The following is a 17487-nucleotide window of genomic DNA, read 5'->3' on the forward strand; positions in this document are numbered from 1 at the left end:
TCATGGTTTTTAAAATATTAGTTTCATTATAGTGAAAATGAGCACTTGATGCAACACTATCCGCGCAAATGATAGACAAGAACAGCTGCTGCAACAGCGACATTTAATGATTCTGCCTGCCCATACATTGGCACATATAAATTTTGATCTGTCATTTGCAGAATCGCTGGATCAATACCTGCTCCCTCATTTCCAACAATTAATGCAAACGGACCTTCTGCCGTTACGCTTCTATACTCTTTCGCATCTTTTAAGGCACTCCCGTATACAGGTATGCCTCGTTCTTTCAGTTCGGTGATCGCCTGTTGAAGAGTTTGCTTTAAGATAGGCAGGTGAAAATGAGACCCTTGTGCCGAACGGAGCGTTTTTCCGTTAAACGCATCAACTGTTCCTTCTCCTAAGATCACAGCATCAAGACCAGCGGCATCTGCTGTTCGAATGAGTGTGCCTAAATTCCCCGGGTCCTGCACTGCGTCTAATAGAAGAATTCGTTCAACCTTCTTTTCTTCAAAAACAGGAACTGTACAGACTGCGGCAATGTGCTGAGGCGTTTCCGTTTCTGTCATGGCAGAAAAGGCCTCTTCGCTCAGTTCATAAAGCTCAATGTCAGGCTGGATATGAGAAGGAAGCATATCGGGCGAGGTGACCATTAATTCCTTCACGATCCCGCTCTTTAATGCTTCTTCGACTAAATGTATTCCCTCAACGAGAAACAGCCCCGTTTTCGTTCGTTCTTTTTTCGTATGGAGCTTCTTCCACTGTTTAATGTTTGTGTTTTTAGCTGATTCTATATATTTCAAGCGACGTTAACTCCTTTAATTATCATGAATTTATTATATCTCATGCACCCTACATAATAAACCTGTCTTTGAGACAGAATAGGGCTATTACCATCAAAAAAGGAGTGTGGGCAATGGATTTTAATTTAAGAGGCGCAGTCATTCAAAACATTACTGGCCATAATCAAGAACAGCTTGAACATACGATTTTAGATGCTATTCAAAGCGGCGAGGAAAAAATGCTGCCAGGCCTTGGCGTGTTGTTCGAAGTGCTATGGCAAGAAGCATCAGAAAACGAGAAAAATGAGATCCTTGAAACATTAGAGCAAGGCTTAAAGCCTCAGCAGCAGCAATAAAAGAAGCCGGTTTGCTTATATAAGCAAACCGGCCTTTTTCATTTAGCCAGTGATAGGCGTTTCCATTCGAAGCGCTGGATCACGCCAGATTTCGACCCATTTTTTTATCGCAAACACAATAATCACAAAACCTAAGATCAGCATGATGATCGACAGTACCGCATTCAGCACGCTGTAACCGGATGCTTCAGGATTGAGATATACATTTGCTACCATCCAATAGCCTGCATAATTCACCGTCACATATAAGTAAGCAAGCGGAATTAAACAAGTCAGCATATATCGTCTTTTATCTGCAATTTTTAATACAACGGTTGCCCCGATGATCAACCCAACCGAGGCCATTAACTGATTTGAAACCCCAAACAGCGCCCAAATAGACCCGATGTCCCCTGAGTAAAGTAAGTATCCCCACATAAAACAAGCAAGCGCACTTGCAAACACCGAACCAGGTATCCAGTCAGTTCGTTTAAGCGGTTTATATGCTTCACCTAAGAAGTCTTGAATCAAATAGCGTGCCACACGTGTCCCCGCATCAATAGCAGTTAAAATAAAGACAGCCTCAAACATAATGACGAACTGGAAGAAGTAAGAAGCCAAATGACTAAAGAACGGAATCCCCGTAAAGATATACGCCATCCCTACCGCTAATGTTACGGCACCACCCGTTCTTCCTTCTAAGTCAAGGCCGATTTCCTTACTCAGCTGCGGAAGGTTTTCGACACTCATACCGAGTGTGCGGAACACTTCTGGTGTACTGTTTATCGCAAAATAATCTCCTGGATGCAGAGCAGTAGCCGCAATTAAAGCCATAATCCCAACTAAGCATTCCACAAGCATTGCGCCAAACGCAACAGGCTTCATATCACTCCATCGGTCCAGCATCTTAGGTGTTGTCCCTGAACCAACAAATGCGTGGAAACCAGAAATGGCACCGCAAGCAATGGTAATCGAAATAAATGGCCAGACAGGACCAGCTAATACAGGTCCTCCTCCATTCACAAACTCTGTAAACGCGGGGAATTGAATGGACGGATTCACGACAAAGATACCAGCAATCAGCGCAATGAATACACCAATTTTCATAAAACTACTTAAATAGTCCCTCGGTGCAAGCAGCAGCCAAACTGGCAGAGCCGCAGCAAAAAAGGCATAGATTGGCAGGGCAAGAGCAAGCGTATTTGTATCAAGTGTTAAAAAATCACCTAGTGCCGTTCCTTGAATATTTGGACCAAGGAATACCCCAAACATCAGCAAAATAAATCCCGCAGATGTCGCCAGCTTTAAATTGCCTGTTTTTTTATAATACAGACCAACCCCCATCGCAATCGGAATCGTGATTCCAACTGCAAATGTCCCCCAAGGGTTACGTTCTAAAGCATGAAGCACAACCATAGACAAACCTGCCATTGTGATTGTAATAATAAACAGCATCGCAAGCCCTGTACAAAACCCGGCAACAGGTCCCAGCTCTTCCTTCGCTACCTCTGATAATGATTTCCCCTTTTTTCGCATCGATGCAAATAAGACGACTAGATCATGTACAGCTCCGCCTATGACTGCTCCAATTAAAAGCCAAAGGAGACCAGGTAAATACCCAAATTGAGCGGCTAAAATCGGACCCACTAACGGACCAGCAGCTGCAATGGCAGCAAAGTGATGCCCAAATGTGACCCATTTATTTGTCGGCACATAATCTTTCCCGTCCTCTAGCGTGTGAGCCGGTGTAGGATGATCATCTGTGACCTTTAATACCTTGACCATCATAAATGTGCCATAAAGACGATAGGCAATCGCTAAAATGCACATAGATCCTATTACAATTGTAACCGCATTCATTTAACCATCCCCTTTGTATAAACAATTTGTTACAAATATAACATAAATTGATTGATTTTTCTTTCTTTTAAAACCAAGTTGACAAATAAGAATAATATGTTTATTCTTAAGATAGCTTCACCTACTTCCATAAACTCTCTTTTGACAGGGCATTCTATGGCTCTGTCCTTTTTATTGCTTTCATCTTACAAAAATAAACGCTCGATCACACGTGCCTTATTCACTAGGAAACATTCTCTTCTTTTACCAAAAATAGTTCTTTCGACTCACTTTGAACACACCGTTCATTTCCTGGGAAATTCAATAAAAAAGCCTTTCCCCTGTACTGAGGAAAGGCTTTCTTACTTAAGAACCGTACGTAATCTGTTCAACGGTTTTTTGATCAAGTCTTTTGATCACTTCTGTTAAAAGCTTCACTGCATTTTCATAATCATCTCGGTGAATCATTGCGGCATGGGTATGAATATATCTGCTCGGAATTCCGATAGATAGTGATGGAACACCATGGCCTGTTAAATGAATACCGCCAGCATCTGTCCCGCCGCCAGGCATTGAGTCATATTGATAAGGAATGTTCAGTTCATCAGCTGTTTGGACAACAAAATCACGAAGTCCTTTATGAGAGACCATTGAAGCATCAAATACAACAATCGTTGGGCCTTTGCCAAGTTTGCTAGTTGCTTCTTTCTCAGTGATGCCCGGTGTATCTCCTGCTACACCTACATCAATGGCAAATCCAATATCAGGCTGAATCGTAGCCGCTGCTGTTTTAGCTCCGCGCAGGCCTACTTCCTCTTGGACAGTTGCGACGCTGTAAGCAATATTCTCATGCTGAGCATTGTGCAAATTTTTCATGACATCAATGGCGACTGCACAGCCAATGCGGTTGTCCCATGCTTTTGCAAGGAGCATTTTTTCATCATTCATGACTGTAAACTCAAAGTAAGGAACGATTTGATCTCCAGGCAGCACGCCCCACTCCATTGCCTGTTCTTTGCTTGACGCCCCAATATCAATAAACATATCCGTAATCTCAATTGACTTTTTACGAGCTTCAGGTGACAAGACGTGTGGTGGCTTTGAACCAATTACCCCTGTGATCTCTCCCTTTTTCGTCACAATGGTGACACGCTGGGCGAGCATGACCTGTGACCACCAGCCGCCGACTGTTTGAAAACGAATGTAGCCTTTGTCATCAATTTTTGTCACCATGAATCCTACTTCATCTAAGTGACCAGCGAGCATAATTTTAGGTCCGTTAGCGTTTCCTTCCTTTTTAGCGATCAAGCTGCCAAGGCGGTCTGTAGAGACTTCATCTGCATATGATTCTATGTATGTCTGCATGACTTTTTTGACATCACGTTCATTTCCTGGAATCCCTTTTGCATCCGTTAGGTCTTTCAGCATAGTTAATGTTTGATCGAGCTTTGTCATTCCATTTATCCTCCTTTATCTTCATGGTGCATTCTTATTATACAAAACCTCTTTCGTTCAATACGATCTTTTTATGAATATTTTTTCGTTTTACGAAATATTTTTTAAAAAAAAGTTGAAACCTTTTGGCGTTTTCATTCGTAGTACATCAGATAACGGTATTGGAGGTGCATCCTGTCATGTTTGTAATCCTCATGAGACTAGCTCTTGTTGCACTGCTTGTCTACATCTTCTACATGGCGGTAAAATTCTTCTCAAATCCGAGAAGAAAGCTGAAACAAGCACAATTAAAAGAAGGCTTTTATTTTATGGACGAACAGCAAAATGCGCGCAAAAATTTTAATTTCGTCTATAAAGGTGTCTTGTTTGAAGGGGAGAAGCATGTTCCTTCTAAGGATCATCCTCTGTTTGTCCACTCCATTTACGTTTGGACGGAGTCACCTGAGAAGCTGAGTGAATTTACATTAGAAGACTTTGAAAAACTGGAGGAAAACATTATCGAGCGTTATCCTCAAACAAAAATTGATTGGGATCAGCCCATAAAAAAAATCAAACAAAAAAAAGGAGCAGACACGCCGTCCTAATGGCGTCTGCTCCTTTTTCAAATAACTTGGATATATCCCAATAGGATCAACTGCAAAATAATTAATAAAGGCATGCCGATTTGAAAGGCAGGATGCTTTGTTTTATGCCGGAAATACTGCATTCCTAGATACGACCCGGCAGCGCCAAAAAGAACCGCAGCACTCCATAAATGCGCCTCTGAAATTCTCCATTTATGTGCTTTGGCCCGGCGTTTGTCTTCACCCATGAGAAAAAAGCCATAGCCATTCACCAAAATAAGCAGCAGGATCAAAGCCATATTCATTCATTTCACCTCACATGAAGAGAAAAAAAGATCACCCCTCGAAGGAATGATCTTTTATAGAACTTACTTGTCTAGTTGTGCTTTTGCAGCATCAGCAAGCTGATTGAATGCATTTAGGTCATTCACAGCAAGGTCAGCAAGCATTTTGCGGTTTACTTCGATACCAGAAAGCTTTAAGCCATGCATTAAACGGCTGTAAGAAAGACCGTTCATACGAGCTGCAGCGTTGATACGAGTGATCCATAGTTTACGGAAGTCACGTTTTTTCTGACGACGGTCACGGAAAGCGTAGTTTCCAGATTTCATCACCTGTTGGTTTGCTACTTTGTATAATCTATGTTTTGAACCGAAATAACCTTTTGCTAATTTAAGAACCTTTTTACGACGCTGACGCGACACAGTTCCGCCTTTTACTCTTGGCATTGTAATTCCCTCCTATGATTCCTATTCCAAATTACTTAATGTTTGCAAGTTGTTGTTTGATACGTTTGAAATCTCCAGCACTTACGATTGCACTCTTACGCAATTTACGTTTTTGCTTTGTAGATTTGTTAGCGAACAAGTGACTTGTGTACGCATGAGAACGTTTAAGTTTACCAGAACCTGTTTTTTTGAAACGTTTAGCAGATCCGCGGTGAGTTTTCATTTTTGGCATTGGATGTTTCCTCCCTCTGTTACTTTACTTTTCGACTTTTGGTGCAAGCATGAGGAACATGCTGCGTCCGTCCATCTTAGGTTTTGTTTCTACTGTTGCTACTTCAGCGCAAGCTTCAGAGAAACGGTCTAACACGCGCTGTCCGATTTCTTTATGCGTAATCGCACGGCCTTTAAAGCGGATAGAAGCTTTCACTTTATCTCCCTTTTCAAGGAATTTGATAGCATTACGGAGCTTCGTGTTAAAATCATGTTCATCGATTGTCGGGCTCAACCGAACTTCTTTTAAGCTAATGATTTTTTGATTCTTACGTGCCTCTTTTTCCTTCTTCTGCTGTTCGAATCGGAACTTACCATAGTCCATGATTCGGCAAACAGGTGGTTTTGCATTTGCAGCAACTAACACAAGGTCAAGATTGGCTTTCGTAGCAATTTCCAGAGCTTCCTGGCGGGTTTTAATCCCAAGCTGATCGCCATTTTGTCCGATCAAACGAACTTCACGCGCACGAATACCTTCATTAACTAATTGATCTTTGCTAATAGTGAGCCACCTCCATGAGATTTTGAATTGAGTTCACAATTCATTTGACCATTTCGTTGTATGTTTTACAGGCAAACAAAAAGTGTGGGCATATAAAACACCCACACTGCGAACATTTGCATGAAAAAATAAATGTACGGTCAACCTGTCAACTACAAACATGTGTCAATCAGGTGAGAAGCGGGTGCTTCTGCTTGTGATATCTATTCAATTCGTTAATTATTCTACACAATTTTCATTCGTCCGTCAAGTAACCGAACTCTTGAAACAACTTTTTCAGTTTAACATGATGAGACGAATTGGGCAAGACTTTTTCACACAATGACGCCATCAAAGAATCAACTGCATAAAGATTGGGATAACGATAACGGTCACAACTCCTACGACCACAACGGCGATACTTGCCATCGCTGCTTCTACTTCTCCCATCTCAATTCCAACAGAAACCCCAAGCGCATGTCCTGATGTACCAAGTGCAAGACCTTTTGCCACTGGGTTTTTAATGCGAAATAATTTTAAGAAGAAGGCACCTAGTGCATAGACAATGACTGCGTTAAATATGACCGCAAAGGCTGTGATATCTGCGATTCCGCCAATATCCTTTGCAATCGGAAGAGCAATCGCTGTTGTCGCTGCTTGTGGAAGCATGCTTTTCATCACAGCCGCATCTAAATGAATCCCTTTCGCTACGAGATATACGATCGTAATGGAACAAAGTGAACCTACAAAAATAGCGGATAAAATTTGCCACCAATATTTTTTAAGCAAGGCTCTCTGCTTATAAAGCGGGATAGCGAAAGCAATCGTGGCAGGCTCTAAGAAAAATTTGATAATCTTGCCGCCCTCATTATAATCTGCGTAGGAAAAACCGCCAACTTTCAAAAATAAAATGCCCAGTACCATCGCCACAAACAGCGGGGTGAACAAGAAGAAACCTTTTGATTTTTTAAATAAGAATGTCCCTATTCCAAAAGCGACCAATGAGACGACTATGCCAAAATAAGGGCTCATCGTACTTGTACCCATTTTGCATCTCTCCTTTAATGCGTACTTGAAGCTGGTTTATTTGAATGAGAAGGAGCAGATTTACTCTCCTTTGTCTCTTTACGTTTCTGCGGTCTTTCTGATAATTGCATGAGAAGCTGCGAAAACAGCCCTGTCGCTGCAAGTAGCATAATGGTTGCAATGATAATGACGCCGACTACTTGCACACCTACTTCTTGCATGACACCTAGTGATTGAATGACTGAGATTCCAGAGGGAACAAATAGAAAGCTAATGAGTCCTGTCAATGATGTACCTAATTGCTCCACCTGCTCCAGTTTAACGATTTTCGTTGTTAACAAAACAAATAATAGAACCAAACCAATGACGGATGCGGGCATCGGAATCGGTAAATACATTGAAATGAGATTAGAAACAAACATTACGGTTGCAAAAATAAATGCTTGAGATAGAAATCCATATACTTTCGTGGCACTCATGCCGCTTCACCTCTTTCTTCGACTGCCCTCAGTATAAGGCATGAAATAAACGAATGAAGCGTTTACAATAAAACTCGCTGGATTCAATGACTGAAATGCAAAAAACGAGTATTGAAATACAAACAAAAAAAGCCCTCCTACTCTAGCAGGAGTGACTTCTTTAATTCTTTGGCATATGTGCGGCTGACAGGAATGATCGACCCGTCTGTCATATGCAGATTATACGTCGAATTAAACCACGGCTGTACTTCTTTCATATGAGAGGTATTCACGATATAGCTGCGATGAACCCTCATAAAGTAAGCCTCAGGAAGTTTCTTTTCAATGACCACAAGCGGTTCTGTGACCTCATACATGTGATCCTTTGTTTTCACGACCTTTTTCCCCTCGCTGAGTCCAACATACATGATCTCTTCAACTTGCAGGATCACAATTGAGTCATCGACTGAGATGGCTAATTTTTGCTGGCGGGGCGCTTTCTCATCTGACAGCTGGTGCTCTTGCGTCTCAACAGATTTCCACTTTTTAAACTTTTGAATGGTCTGGAGCAGCCGCTCTTCATCAAATGGTTTTGTTAAGTAATCAAGGGCACTTACCTCAAACGCCTTCAGCGCATATTGATCAAAGGCTGTCGCAAATACAACCGCTGGCGGATCAGACATCCGGTTGAGCCTTTTGGCAATATCAAATCCGTTCTCACCAGATAAATCAATGTCTAAAAAGAGCAGATCCGGCTTATGATCGACCATCCGGTCAAAAGCAGATTCTATATTTTCTGCTTCCTCTATTTGAACATCCTCTTTCGTTCTTCGTAATAAGTATTTTAATTCATCTCTTGCTAACACTTCATCATCTACGATTAATACTTTCATCAACGAGAATCATCCTTTTTTACATAGTCCATCGGAATGCGAAATGAGATGTCAGTGCCTTTGTCACTATGAATGGATAAAGCGGCTTGTCTGCCAAAAATCCCTCTTAACCGCTGATCTAAATTAAAAAGGGCTGTCCCTGTTCCTTCTAGTGATTCGACAGGCGCTTTTAATAGCTGAGCCATCTTGTCATCATCGATCCCTTGTCCATTATCTGTCACTTTCATATAAACATGCCCATCTTTCATCAAAGCAGATACGATGACTTCACAATTCTTTTGATGTTTAGGAAAAGCATGTCTCACTGCGTTTTCAACAAGCACCTGAAGCACAAAGGGCGGAATCATCACCTGCTCCAGCTCCTTTTCGATTTGAAAGGTCACATGGTATCTATTTGGAAACCTTGCTTGTTCGAGTGATAAATATGCCTCCACATGCTGAATCTCCTTCTGCATTGGAATCAGCAGCTGGCGGGCGCCTTGCATATTTGAACGGAAATAAATACTTAGCTGAAGCAGCAGCTTCCTTGCCATCTCCACATTGGTTCTGCATAAAACAGAGATGGTATTAATAGCGTTAAATAAAAAGTGCGGGTTCACTTGTGCTTGAAGTGCTTTGATCTCTGCATCTTTTAAGAGGCGGCTTTGAGTTTCCGCCTCCCCCAGCTCAAGCTGTGTGGAAAACAGCATCGCCAAACCTTCTGCAAGCTCCTCTTCCACCCTGCTTAATCCGACCGGAGAATTGAAATACATTTTTAACGTTCCAATCGTTTGACCGTTAGAAGTGAGCGGCAGCACGATTGCCGCTTCAAGAGGGCAATGGGCAACTGAACAATTGATCTCGCCCTTCGAATGTGCCTTCATAATTTTGCCGCTCATCAAGACTTGTTTGGACAGCCCTGTAATCAGGCTCTTAGATGGAATATGATGATCTGTTCCATCTCCGACATGCGCTAAAATCTTTTCTGTGTCTGTTAAGGAGACTGCATCTGTTTCAGTCAACCGATGAATGATCTCCGCCACACTTTTACATGACTGTTCATTTAACCCTTGGCGGAAAAAAGGCAGTGTTTGATCGGCGATCGAAAATACACGATGTGTCTGCATCGCCTTTGCCTGCTCTTCTTGCCGAATGACTGACTGTAAAATAGATAAAAAGATAAAGCTGCCGATTCCATTCACAAAGACCATCGGCAGGGCGATGATACTGACAAGCCCCCATGCATCCGCAAATGGCCTTGCAAACAGAAGGATAATGATCATCTGCAATGATTCCATCGCCACACCAAAAAGAGCTGCTTGGCGAGGTGTCACCATTCGATTCCTCCGCTTAAACCTGCTGCCGACATAGCCTGCAATGACACCCGCTAAAATGGAAGAAATCGCACAGCTGAGCGCGGTGCTTCCTCCTAAGGAATAGCGATGAACTCCAGCTAAAAGCCCTGCGCCAATCCCTACAAACGGCCCCCCGATTAAACCACCCATTTCGATCCCCATAATTCTCGTATTGGCGATAGAGCTTGACGAGCCAAGGTGATAAGAAAACTCATGATTCATGACAATTTGCTGCTGAATTTCAATTCCTGTGTAATTGCTGATAATACTAAAAGAAGCAAAAATGAAGACAAGAATTGCCTTTTTCCGAAACCCTTGATTATGTAGCAATAGATTGCGAAAGCCCTTCACATGGGCAAGCACAAATCCTAAAATAACGATGATCCCCACACGCTCGATCATCATGATAATTAAATGAAGCAAACCGGCCACCTCAAATGATGTATGTCATATCTACTGTCTTTCTATTCTATCATGTGCGGTCAATGATCAAATATCTCTCAAATCTTTTCTTTATTGCCCTCTTCTTCTATTGTAAAATGAACATGAGCCTGTCACTTGCAATTGAAGGTAACACATACATAACAAGGGAGAAGATCATGAAAGCCGTATTTTTCGATTTAGATGATACTTTGCTTTGGGATGAAAAAAGCATTCACACAACTTTTCAGGAAACTTGCCGGGAAGCGGAAAAAAAATATGGACTTGATCCAGAATCGTTTGAACAGATTGTACGTGAAGAAGCAAGAAAGCTGTACTCTTCCTATGAAACATATGATTATACTGTCATGATCGGCATTAATCCTTTCGAAGGACTGTGGTCGAATTTTAGTGAACCGATTAGCGAAGGCTTTCAAAAGCTGAACGCCCTTGCACCTGAGTATCGCAAAAACGCTTGGACCAATGGCTTAAAGACAGCGGGAATTGAAGATGAGGCATTTGGACAATATTTGGCTGATTTCTTTGCAGCAGAGCGCAGAAAACGCCCATATGTCTATGAAGAAACATACCCTGTTTTAAACCGCCTGAAAGGCAGCTACGAATTGCTCCTTTTAACAAACGGAGATCCTAGCCTTCAAAAGGAAAAACTGGCAGGTGTTCCTGAGCTTGCCCCTTATTTTAACGAAATTGTGATTTCAGGAGACTACGGGAAAGGCAAACCTGATCCGGGTATCTTTGAGCACTGCCTTCAGCTGTTAAACTTAACAAAAGACGAAGTGATCATGGTTGGAGATAATCCGAAAACAGATATTCTCGGCGCATCTCGCGCTGGCATCCAAACCGTTTGGATCAATCGCCATGGCAAGAAAAACGAAACAGATGTGACGCCTGATTATGAAATCAAAGACTTACATGAATTGTTTGATATATTAAAATAGAACAAAAAACACCCTTCTCCTGACGACGAGATTGGGTGTTTTTGTAGTCTTAGAGCTATATGATTGCCGCTAGACTTTGCGCTTGCCGGTCTAAGCCGCGTGCTGCTTCTCCTACAATGATGAATTCCTCACTTGCCTGCTTTACAAGATCCCGGTTAGTAAACACGGTTGTCTTTGCCCGGCTTGTTCCGCTGCTGACTTTCTCTACTTCTGCATGGATCGCCTTCACGTATTGATCTACCTTGACGATCGCTTCTTTTGAATTTGTCGCTAGCTTTCGAATTTCTGCTGCCACTACACTAAAGCCATTTCCATAGGAACCCGCATGTGCCGCTTCTATTGCCGCATTTAAGGCGAGCAGCTGGGTTTGTGAAGAAATGCTGTTAATGCTTGCAGCAATGAAGCTGATGGACTCTACCTGCTCGGTTAATCCTTTTAGCAAGCTCATATTTTGATCGGTTTCGTTTGCTATATGATCAAAGGAGGCATTGACACTTTGACTATGCTGAATGCCAACTTCTGCTCGTTCCATTAATTTTGCAGACATCTCCTTTAAGTCTTCTACGACTTGCTTCATTGTATGTTCTCTCTCCGTAATATCTGTCGCCACTTTCACAACACCTGCTACAGTTCCTTCTTCATCTCGAACAGGTGAATATGTCGCTTCAAGCCATAAGCTGCTGCCGTTTTTCGTGATCCGCTGCACTTTTTCTTGAAAAACTTGACCTTCTCTCAAACGCTTCCAAAACATGTGATAGCTCGTGTGTTCTGTAATATGCGGAGGACAGAGCTGTCTATGTTGAAGACCGATCATCTCTTCTTTAGAATATCCCATGGCTTTTGCAAAAATATCGTTCACCCATAGAACTTCACCTGTCACATTAAATTCAATCATTGCCAGCGAGTGCTCTAATGCACGAAGAACAGCTGATTGCTCCAATACATGTGACGATAAATTGTTTGTTGTTTGCATCATCGCTTTCATTCCCCCAATTTGTCTCGAACCAATAGTACATACTTACCCTTACTTTTGTACTATCTAAACGTCTCTTTTTAGGAATTGGATCACTAGTGGAGGTGTTTTCCAAAAAGAAAAAAGCCAGTGACCTAAAGAGAATCACTGGCTGTGCTTATTATTTCTTTGCTTCTGCTACTGCATGTTTCACAAAGGCTTCAAGATCCATTGTTTCTGAATCTTGTTCCCCGTACTTTCTTACATTGACAGCGCCATTTTCTGCTTCTTGATCTCCGACGACAAGCATGTACGGAATCTTTTGCATTTGCGCTTCTCTAATTTTGTACCCAATTTTTTCATCGCGGCTGTCAAGCTCTACACGAAGGCCTTCAAGCTGCAAACGTTCTTGTACTTTTTTCGCATAGTCTAAATGAACAGACGGTGAAACTGGGATGACTTGGAATTGTACAGGTGCCAGCCATGTTGGAAGGGCTCCTTTGTATTCTTCAATTAAGAAGGCAACGAAACGTTCCATTGTAGAAACAACGCCTCTATGAATCACGACTGGACGATGGTGCTTTCCATCTTCTCCGATATATGTGAGATCAAAGCGTTCTGGAAGTAAGAAATCAAGCTGTACAGTGGATAATGTCTCTTCTTTTCCAAGAGCTGTCTTTACTTGTACATCAAGCTTCGGCCCATAAAATGCCGCTTCGCCTTCTGCTTCATAGTAGTCGTGACCAAGCTCGTCCATTGCATCCTTCAGCATCGATTGTGCTTTATTCCACATCGCATCGTCATCGAAATACTTCTCAGTATCTTCCGGATCACGGTAAGATAAGCGGAATGTGTAGTCATTCAAGCCAAAGTCTTGATACACTTCTTCAATTAAGCGAACTGTACGGATGAACTCGTCTTTGATTTGATCTGGACGAACAAAGATGTGTGCATCGTTTAATGTCATACCGCGAACACGCTGAAGGCCGGATAAGGCACCTGACATTTCATAGCGGTGCATTGTACCAAGCTCTGCAATACGAATTGGCAATTCGCGATAGCTGTGCGGCTCGTTTTTGTAAATCATCATATGGTGCGGACAGTTCATCGGACGAAGAACAAGATCTTCGTTGTCCATTTCCATTACTGGGAACATGTCTTCTTGATAATGCGCCCAGTGTCCTGATGTTTTATACAATTCAACACTTGCAAGAACTGGTGTGTACACATGTTCATAGCCAAGACGCACTTCTTTATCGACAATGTAACGCTCAATGACGCGGCGGATTGTAGCGCCTTTTGGCAGCCAAAGCGGAAGTCCTTGACCAACCTTTTGGGAATTCGCAAACAGTTTCAGCTCTTTTCCAAGCTTACGGTGATCGCGTTCTTTCGCTTCTTCCAGCAGACGTAAGTGCTCATTTAAATCTTCTTTGCTGAAGAAAGCTGTTCCGTAAATACGTTGAAGCATTTGGTTGTTACTGTCGCCTCTCCAGTATGCACCGGCAAGGCTTAACAGTTTAAATTCTTTGATTTTCCCTGTAGACGGCAAGTGAATCCCGCGGCAGAGGTCAAAGAATTCCCCCTGCTCATAAATCGTCACAGCTTCACCTTCTGGAATCGCCTCTAACAGTTCAAGCTTCAATTCATCACCAATCGCTTCAAAGCGTTTTTTCGCTTCTTCTCTTGATACTTCAATTCGCTCAATTGGCAGATTGCTGTTAATGATTTTCTTCATTTCTTTTTCAATCTTTGGTAAGTCTTCAGGTGTGATGGCAACATCAATGTCCACATCGTAGTAGAAACCATTTTCGATGACAGGACCTACGCCAAACTGAACGTGATGCTCTTTTCCATAAAGGCGTTTGATCGCTTGTGCTAGCAAATGTGCTGTGCTGTGGCGCATAATATCGAGTGCTTCTTCACTTTTATCTGTGATGATCTCGATTGTTCCACTTTCTAATAGCGGCGTACGCAGATCTATTTCTTTACCGTTCAATTTACCGGCAAGTGCTTTTTTCTTTAGGCCCGGGCTAATTGATGCCGCGATGTCTTCTGTTGTAGCTGTTTTGTCAAACTCCTTGACTGCTCCATCTGGAAATGTAAGTTGAATTTGTTCTGACATCTCTGGTCACTCCTTTTTTTGGCAATATAAAAACCCCGCCCCCTGGAAAGGGACGAGGTTGAATAAACGGAATCGTGGTTCCACCCTTTTTCCCGTACTTGCAGCTTGCTTTTTCATAAGCAAATACGGCTTGTGTTTCGATAACGGGAATTCCCGTCAGCCATTACTAAAATGTTCACAGCTGATGTTCAAAGGTGGTAAAGCAAATGGTCCTCTGCTAGGAAGCTTTCAGCCGCGGCTTCCCTCTCTTTAAGCGGGTGTTCATTTGTTCATGTCCTTATCAATACGGTCTCTGTATGAAGTTACACCGTATTATAAAACGTTTTTTCGTGAAAATCAAGAAAGCTTTTCACTTTTCTTTTCGAAATGGTCATGTACAAATTGAACATTCTGCTCTTGGAATGAATGAGACGGGAGCACCTCGACCCTTTCTTGAAAAATATTTTGAATGGTTTGCACCATCGAGTGACCTGTATCATTTGTAAACAGGTCAATTTTTTGCGGTGCAATGGAGACAAGCGGTGCAATCAGCTGCGAATCAATATACATTGGATGCTCTCTTACAAACTGTCTGTCTATGTATTGTTTTTGATCACGCTCAGAAGCGTAGCGAAATTCCCAAATCACCAGGCGGTCCTGATGCACAACATGTACTTTTTCGAGCCTAGGCTCTCTTGCCATCACATAGTCTCGAAGCGATTGAATGAAGTTTTGATACTCTTGCTCCATTTTGTATTCTTCAATGGACACTTCAACATAGTTCTTCAGCCTTCGGTCATACTCTGACAGCCTAAATGTCATAAATGAACCAATTGAAAAAACACCTTGCTGTAAAGAAATCGCTTCAAGCTCCTTTTTTAAAAGGGCTTCTCTTGACGGGTCTTGCTGAATGCCGGGAATATCATCTAAGTCCCCGTTCATGATACTGTGAGCGATGGAAAGAATTTGGTGCTGCTCTTCAGGATCTTTAAATAAATACGTGTTTTCAAGAATGCTGCGCATGCGCTCATTTTCTTTGCATTCCAAAAAAAAGTGAACCAATAATGGCCGCACAATGTGCTCAAGTGCTTCTTCTGATTCCTTCGCCTCTATGAGAAGCCGGTCTTTCCCTTGTTGAATTGACATGTGATGCCGACTGTCTAAGTGTTCAGCAAGATGTAAAAAAGCGGCGGTATCATATTCATCTTCAAAGATTATTTCAAGCATGTTTGTCCCCCCTAACGACATCTGTTACATATATATGGGGAGAACATAAAAAATAGACGCCTAAAATAAATCAGGCATCTTTCTTTTTAAAATGAGTGGAACGGAAATAAAGATCAAATAAATCAAACAAACAACCGCTAAGGCGGCATAATTGCCGCTGACAAAGCTTGAGCCGAGAACATTTAACGCAATTGTACCCGGTATTAAGCCTAAAAAGGTGGCTGCCACAAATGCACGATAATTTGTACGTGAAGCGGCTGCCGCATAGCTGACAAAATCAAAATGAATCGGTGCAATACGCAATAACAAAATATAAAGAAATCCATGCTCCTGAATACGGGACGTCACCGCTTTCAGCTTCCGGCTGTTTGATTCCGTTTCCTTCTTTTTTGCTCGAAAGGTTGAAGCAATCATGAAGGAACCTGTTGCCCCGGCTGTAGCTCCAATAAGGGCATAAATCGTCCCAAGGACACTGCCGAATGCCAAACCTGCTGCAAGCGAAAAGACCGTAATAGGGACGAGAACAAACGGGCGGAAAAGAGATAAGAAAAGAAAAACAAAGGGAGCCAGCATTCCAAATTGAAGCACCCAATTCTTCACATCTTTCGGCGCCAGCTGAAGATGCTGTTTATTCAGCCACCACAGCGCAGCAGCAAGAATGCCAATCACAAGAAAAAGCAGCCATTTTCTTTTGTTCATTTCATTTGCTCCTCCTTCAGGTGACATACGCTTTTATAAATGACGGCGGTTTTCTCCTTCGAGCAAGACAGGCTCTGCTAAATAGAGAATCCGTTCCATTAAACGAGCGGCTTTGACCTCTTCTTTTTCCCCCCGCTGCGAGTACGTAAAGTGATGCTTCAGCTCATTTGGGGAGAAATTAGAAGAGAAAAACGTCGGCAGCTGCTCTGCCATACGGTATTGTAAGATCGTACCGAGCAGTTCATCCCGCACCCAGCTTGTCATCGATTCTGCCCCAATATCATCAAGCATTAAAATAGGGGTGGACTTGACCATATTCAGCTTTTCTTCTAGCGTATGATCGGCTAATGAATTTTTTAACTCTCTCACAAATTCAGGCACGTAAACAAGGAGAGATGGGTATTCTTTTTCCGCTAGCTGCTGCGCAATAGCTGCTAGTATATACGTTTTTCCTACTCCAAACTTTCCGTGTAAATACAAGCCTTTTCCTTTTCCAGTCTCATCATAGCTTTGGAGGAATTGACCTACTTTTTGAATGACCTCTTGTCTTCCCACAACGTTCAGATCAGCGAACGTCGCTTGAAGGACATTTTGCGGAATATACATGCTTTTCATCAGCTCTTGCTGTTTTTTCTGTCTATCGAGCCGCAGCTTGACCAGGCAAGGGGAATATTCAATATCAATACTCTGACCTTTGATCACAAGCTTCGGGTGATACCCATCTAAAATGGCATTGACGTTTTCGTCATCTAAGCAGTAAGAGCAGCCCTTAGACTGCTGCACATATTCAAAGAGCCGGTTCAAGCTGCGATTGATCATGTCTTCATGTATCTCTTCTTGATGCTTCTGTAAAAATGCCTTCACATCTTCATCAGACAACACACTTTCTTTAATCTGATTGTATCTCACGCGAAAATCTACTCGTCCTTTTAGCTGTTCAAATGAACGACCGATCGGTTTCATCCCAA

Annotated in this window: 19 protein-coding genes and 2 other annotated features; of the genes, 3 read left to right on the forward strand and 16 right to left on the reverse strand. The window is 42.3% G+C overall.

The features are described 5' to 3' along the window. Positions 1–56 precede the first annotated feature (56 nt). A complete protein-coding gene (locus NSQ34_RS12780; RefSeq protein WP_046312017.1) occupies positions 57–800 on the reverse strand; it encodes an RNA methyltransferase in 744 nt (247 codons plus the stop codon). Between the two features lie 113 nt (positions 801–913). On the opposite strand from NSQ34_RS12780, the gene sspI reads away from it, so the two are divergent. Beyond that, positions 914–1135, forward strand: coding sequence for a small acid-soluble spore protein SspI (sspI, locus tag NSQ34_RS12785; RefSeq protein ID WP_024425725.1), 222 nt, complete (start codon positions 914–916; stop codon positions 1133–1135). 42 nt (positions 1136–1177) lie between these two features. Here the strand turns inward: sspI and cstA are convergent, their stop codons facing one another. Further along, positions 1178–2974: a carbon starvation protein CstA gene (cstA, locus tag NSQ34_RS12790; protein WP_098677028.1), complete on the reverse strand. Its 1797-nt coding sequence runs from the start codon at positions 2972–2974 to the stop codon at positions 1178–1180. Between the two features lie 345 nt (positions 2975–3319). Then, on the reverse strand, positions 3320–4408 hold the full coding sequence (locus NSQ34_RS12795; RefSeq protein ID WP_024425723.1) for a M42 family metallopeptidase: 1089 nt from the start codon (positions 4406–4408) through the stop codon (positions 3320–3322). A 179-nt stretch (positions 4409–4587) separates the two neighbouring features. Here NSQ34_RS12795 and NSQ34_RS12800 point away from each other — a divergent pair, with 179 nt between their 5' ends. Beyond that, positions 4588–4992 carry a hypothetical protein gene (locus NSQ34_RS12800; protein ID WP_024426127.1) on the forward strand — a complete coding sequence of 135 codons (405 nt, stop codon included), beginning with the start codon at positions 4588–4590 and terminating at the stop codon, positions 4990–4992. A gap of 17 nt (positions 4993–5009) precedes the next feature. Here the strand turns inward: NSQ34_RS12800 and NSQ34_RS12805 are convergent, their stop codons facing one another. From NSQ34_RS12805 to NSQ34_RS12840, 8 genes are all read right to left on the reverse strand, one after another. Then, positions 5010–5276 carry a DUF1294 domain-containing protein gene (locus NSQ34_RS12805; protein WP_034279690.1) on the reverse strand — a complete coding sequence of 89 codons (267 nt, stop codon included), beginning with the start codon at positions 5274–5276 and terminating at the stop codon, positions 5010–5012. Between the two features lie 63 nt (positions 5277–5339). Beyond that, positions 5340–5699 carry a 50S ribosomal protein L20 gene (gene rplT, locus NSQ34_RS12810; RefSeq protein ID WP_007501659.1) on the reverse strand — a complete coding sequence of 120 codons (360 nt, stop codon included), beginning with the start codon at positions 5697–5699 and terminating at the stop codon, positions 5340–5342. Between the two features lie 31 nt (positions 5700–5730). After that, on the reverse strand, positions 5731–5931 hold the full coding sequence (gene rpmI / locus NSQ34_RS12815; RefSeq protein ID WP_003216324.1) for a 50S ribosomal protein L35: 201 nt from the start codon (positions 5929–5931) through the stop codon (positions 5731–5733). A gap of 24 nt (positions 5932–5955) precedes the next feature. Then, entirely contained in the window at positions 5956–6471 is a 516-nt protein-coding gene (infC, locus tag NSQ34_RS12820) for a translation initiation factor IF-3 (RefSeq protein WP_024718649.1), read from the reverse strand. Between the two features lie 70 nt (positions 6472–6541). After that, positions 6542–6673 (reverse strand) — a sequence feature (ribosomal protein L20 leader region). Between the two features lie 128 nt (positions 6674–6801). Then, the gene (gene lrgB, locus NSQ34_RS12825) at positions 6802–7497 is read right to left on the reverse strand and encodes an antiholin-like protein LrgB (protein ID WP_024425719.1); all 696 of its coding nucleotides are present in this window, start codon (positions 7495–7497) and stop codon (positions 6802–6804) included. A gap of 14 nt (positions 7498–7511) precedes the next feature. After that, positions 7512–7955 (reverse strand): antiholin-like murein hydrolase modulator LrgA, encoded by a 444-nt coding sequence (gene lrgA, locus NSQ34_RS12830; protein ID WP_024425718.1) that lies wholly within the window; start codon positions 7953–7955, stop codon positions 7512–7514. A gap of 137 nt (positions 7956–8092) precedes the next feature. Continuing rightward, on the reverse strand, positions 8093–8830 hold the full coding sequence (locus tag NSQ34_RS12835) for a LytTR family transcriptional regulator DNA-binding domain-containing protein (protein WP_176966884.1): 738 nt from the start codon (positions 8828–8830) through the stop codon (positions 8093–8095). Next, positions 8827–10584, reverse strand: a complete 1758-nt coding sequence (locus tag NSQ34_RS12840) for a sensor histidine kinase (RefSeq protein ID WP_098677029.1) — start codon at positions 10582–10584, stop codon at positions 8827–8829. The genes NSQ34_RS12835 and NSQ34_RS12840 overlap by 4 nt, the downstream gene beginning before the upstream one ends. A 176-nt stretch (positions 10585–10760) precedes the next feature. Between NSQ34_RS12840 and NSQ34_RS12845 the strand changes: the two genes are divergently transcribed. Further along, on the forward strand, positions 10761–11540 hold the full coding sequence (locus tag NSQ34_RS12845) for an HAD family hydrolase (protein ID WP_098677030.1): 780 nt from the start codon (positions 10761–10763) through the stop codon (positions 11538–11540). 55 nt (positions 11541–11595) lie between these two features. Here NSQ34_RS12845 and NSQ34_RS12850 read toward each other — a convergent pair whose 3' ends face one another. From NSQ34_RS12850 to dnaI, 5 genes are all read right to left on the reverse strand, one after another. Next, the gene (locus NSQ34_RS12850) at positions 11596–12516 is read right to left on the reverse strand and encodes a methyl-accepting chemotaxis protein (RefSeq protein WP_098677031.1); all 921 of its coding nucleotides are present in this window, start codon (positions 12514–12516) and stop codon (positions 11596–11598) included. Between the two features lie 157 nt (positions 12517–12673). Next, entirely contained in the window at positions 12674–14614 is a 1941-nt protein-coding gene (gene thrS / locus NSQ34_RS12855) for a threonine--tRNA ligase (RefSeq protein ID WP_024426134.1), read from the reverse strand. Positions 14615–14659: 45 nt separating this feature from the next. Further along, positions 14660–14907, reverse strand: a binding site (T-box leader). A 43-nt stretch (positions 14908–14950) separates the two neighbouring features. Continuing rightward, positions 14951–15820 carry a putative sporulation protein YtxC gene (gene ytxC / locus NSQ34_RS12860; RefSeq protein ID WP_098677032.1) on the reverse strand — a complete coding sequence of 290 codons (870 nt, stop codon included), beginning with the start codon at positions 15818–15820 and terminating at the stop codon, positions 14951–14953. 60 nt (positions 15821–15880) lie between these two features. Beyond that, positions 15881–16519: a TVP38/TMEM64 family protein gene (locus tag NSQ34_RS12865; protein WP_098677050.1), complete on the reverse strand. Its 639-nt coding sequence runs from the start codon at positions 16517–16519 to the stop codon at positions 15881–15883. Between the two features lie 33 nt (positions 16520–16552). Next, positions 16553–17482 carry a primosomal protein DnaI gene (gene dnaI / locus NSQ34_RS12870; RefSeq protein ID WP_034279671.1) on the reverse strand — a complete coding sequence of 310 codons (930 nt, stop codon included), beginning with the start codon at positions 17480–17482 and terminating at the stop codon, positions 16553–16555. Positions 17483–17487 lie beyond the last annotated feature (5 nt).

Source organism: Bacillus sp. FSL P2-0069, assembly GCF_038593315.1.
GTDB classification, from domain to species: Bacteria; Bacillota; Bacilli; order Bacillales; family Bacillaceae; genus Bacillus; species Bacillus safensis.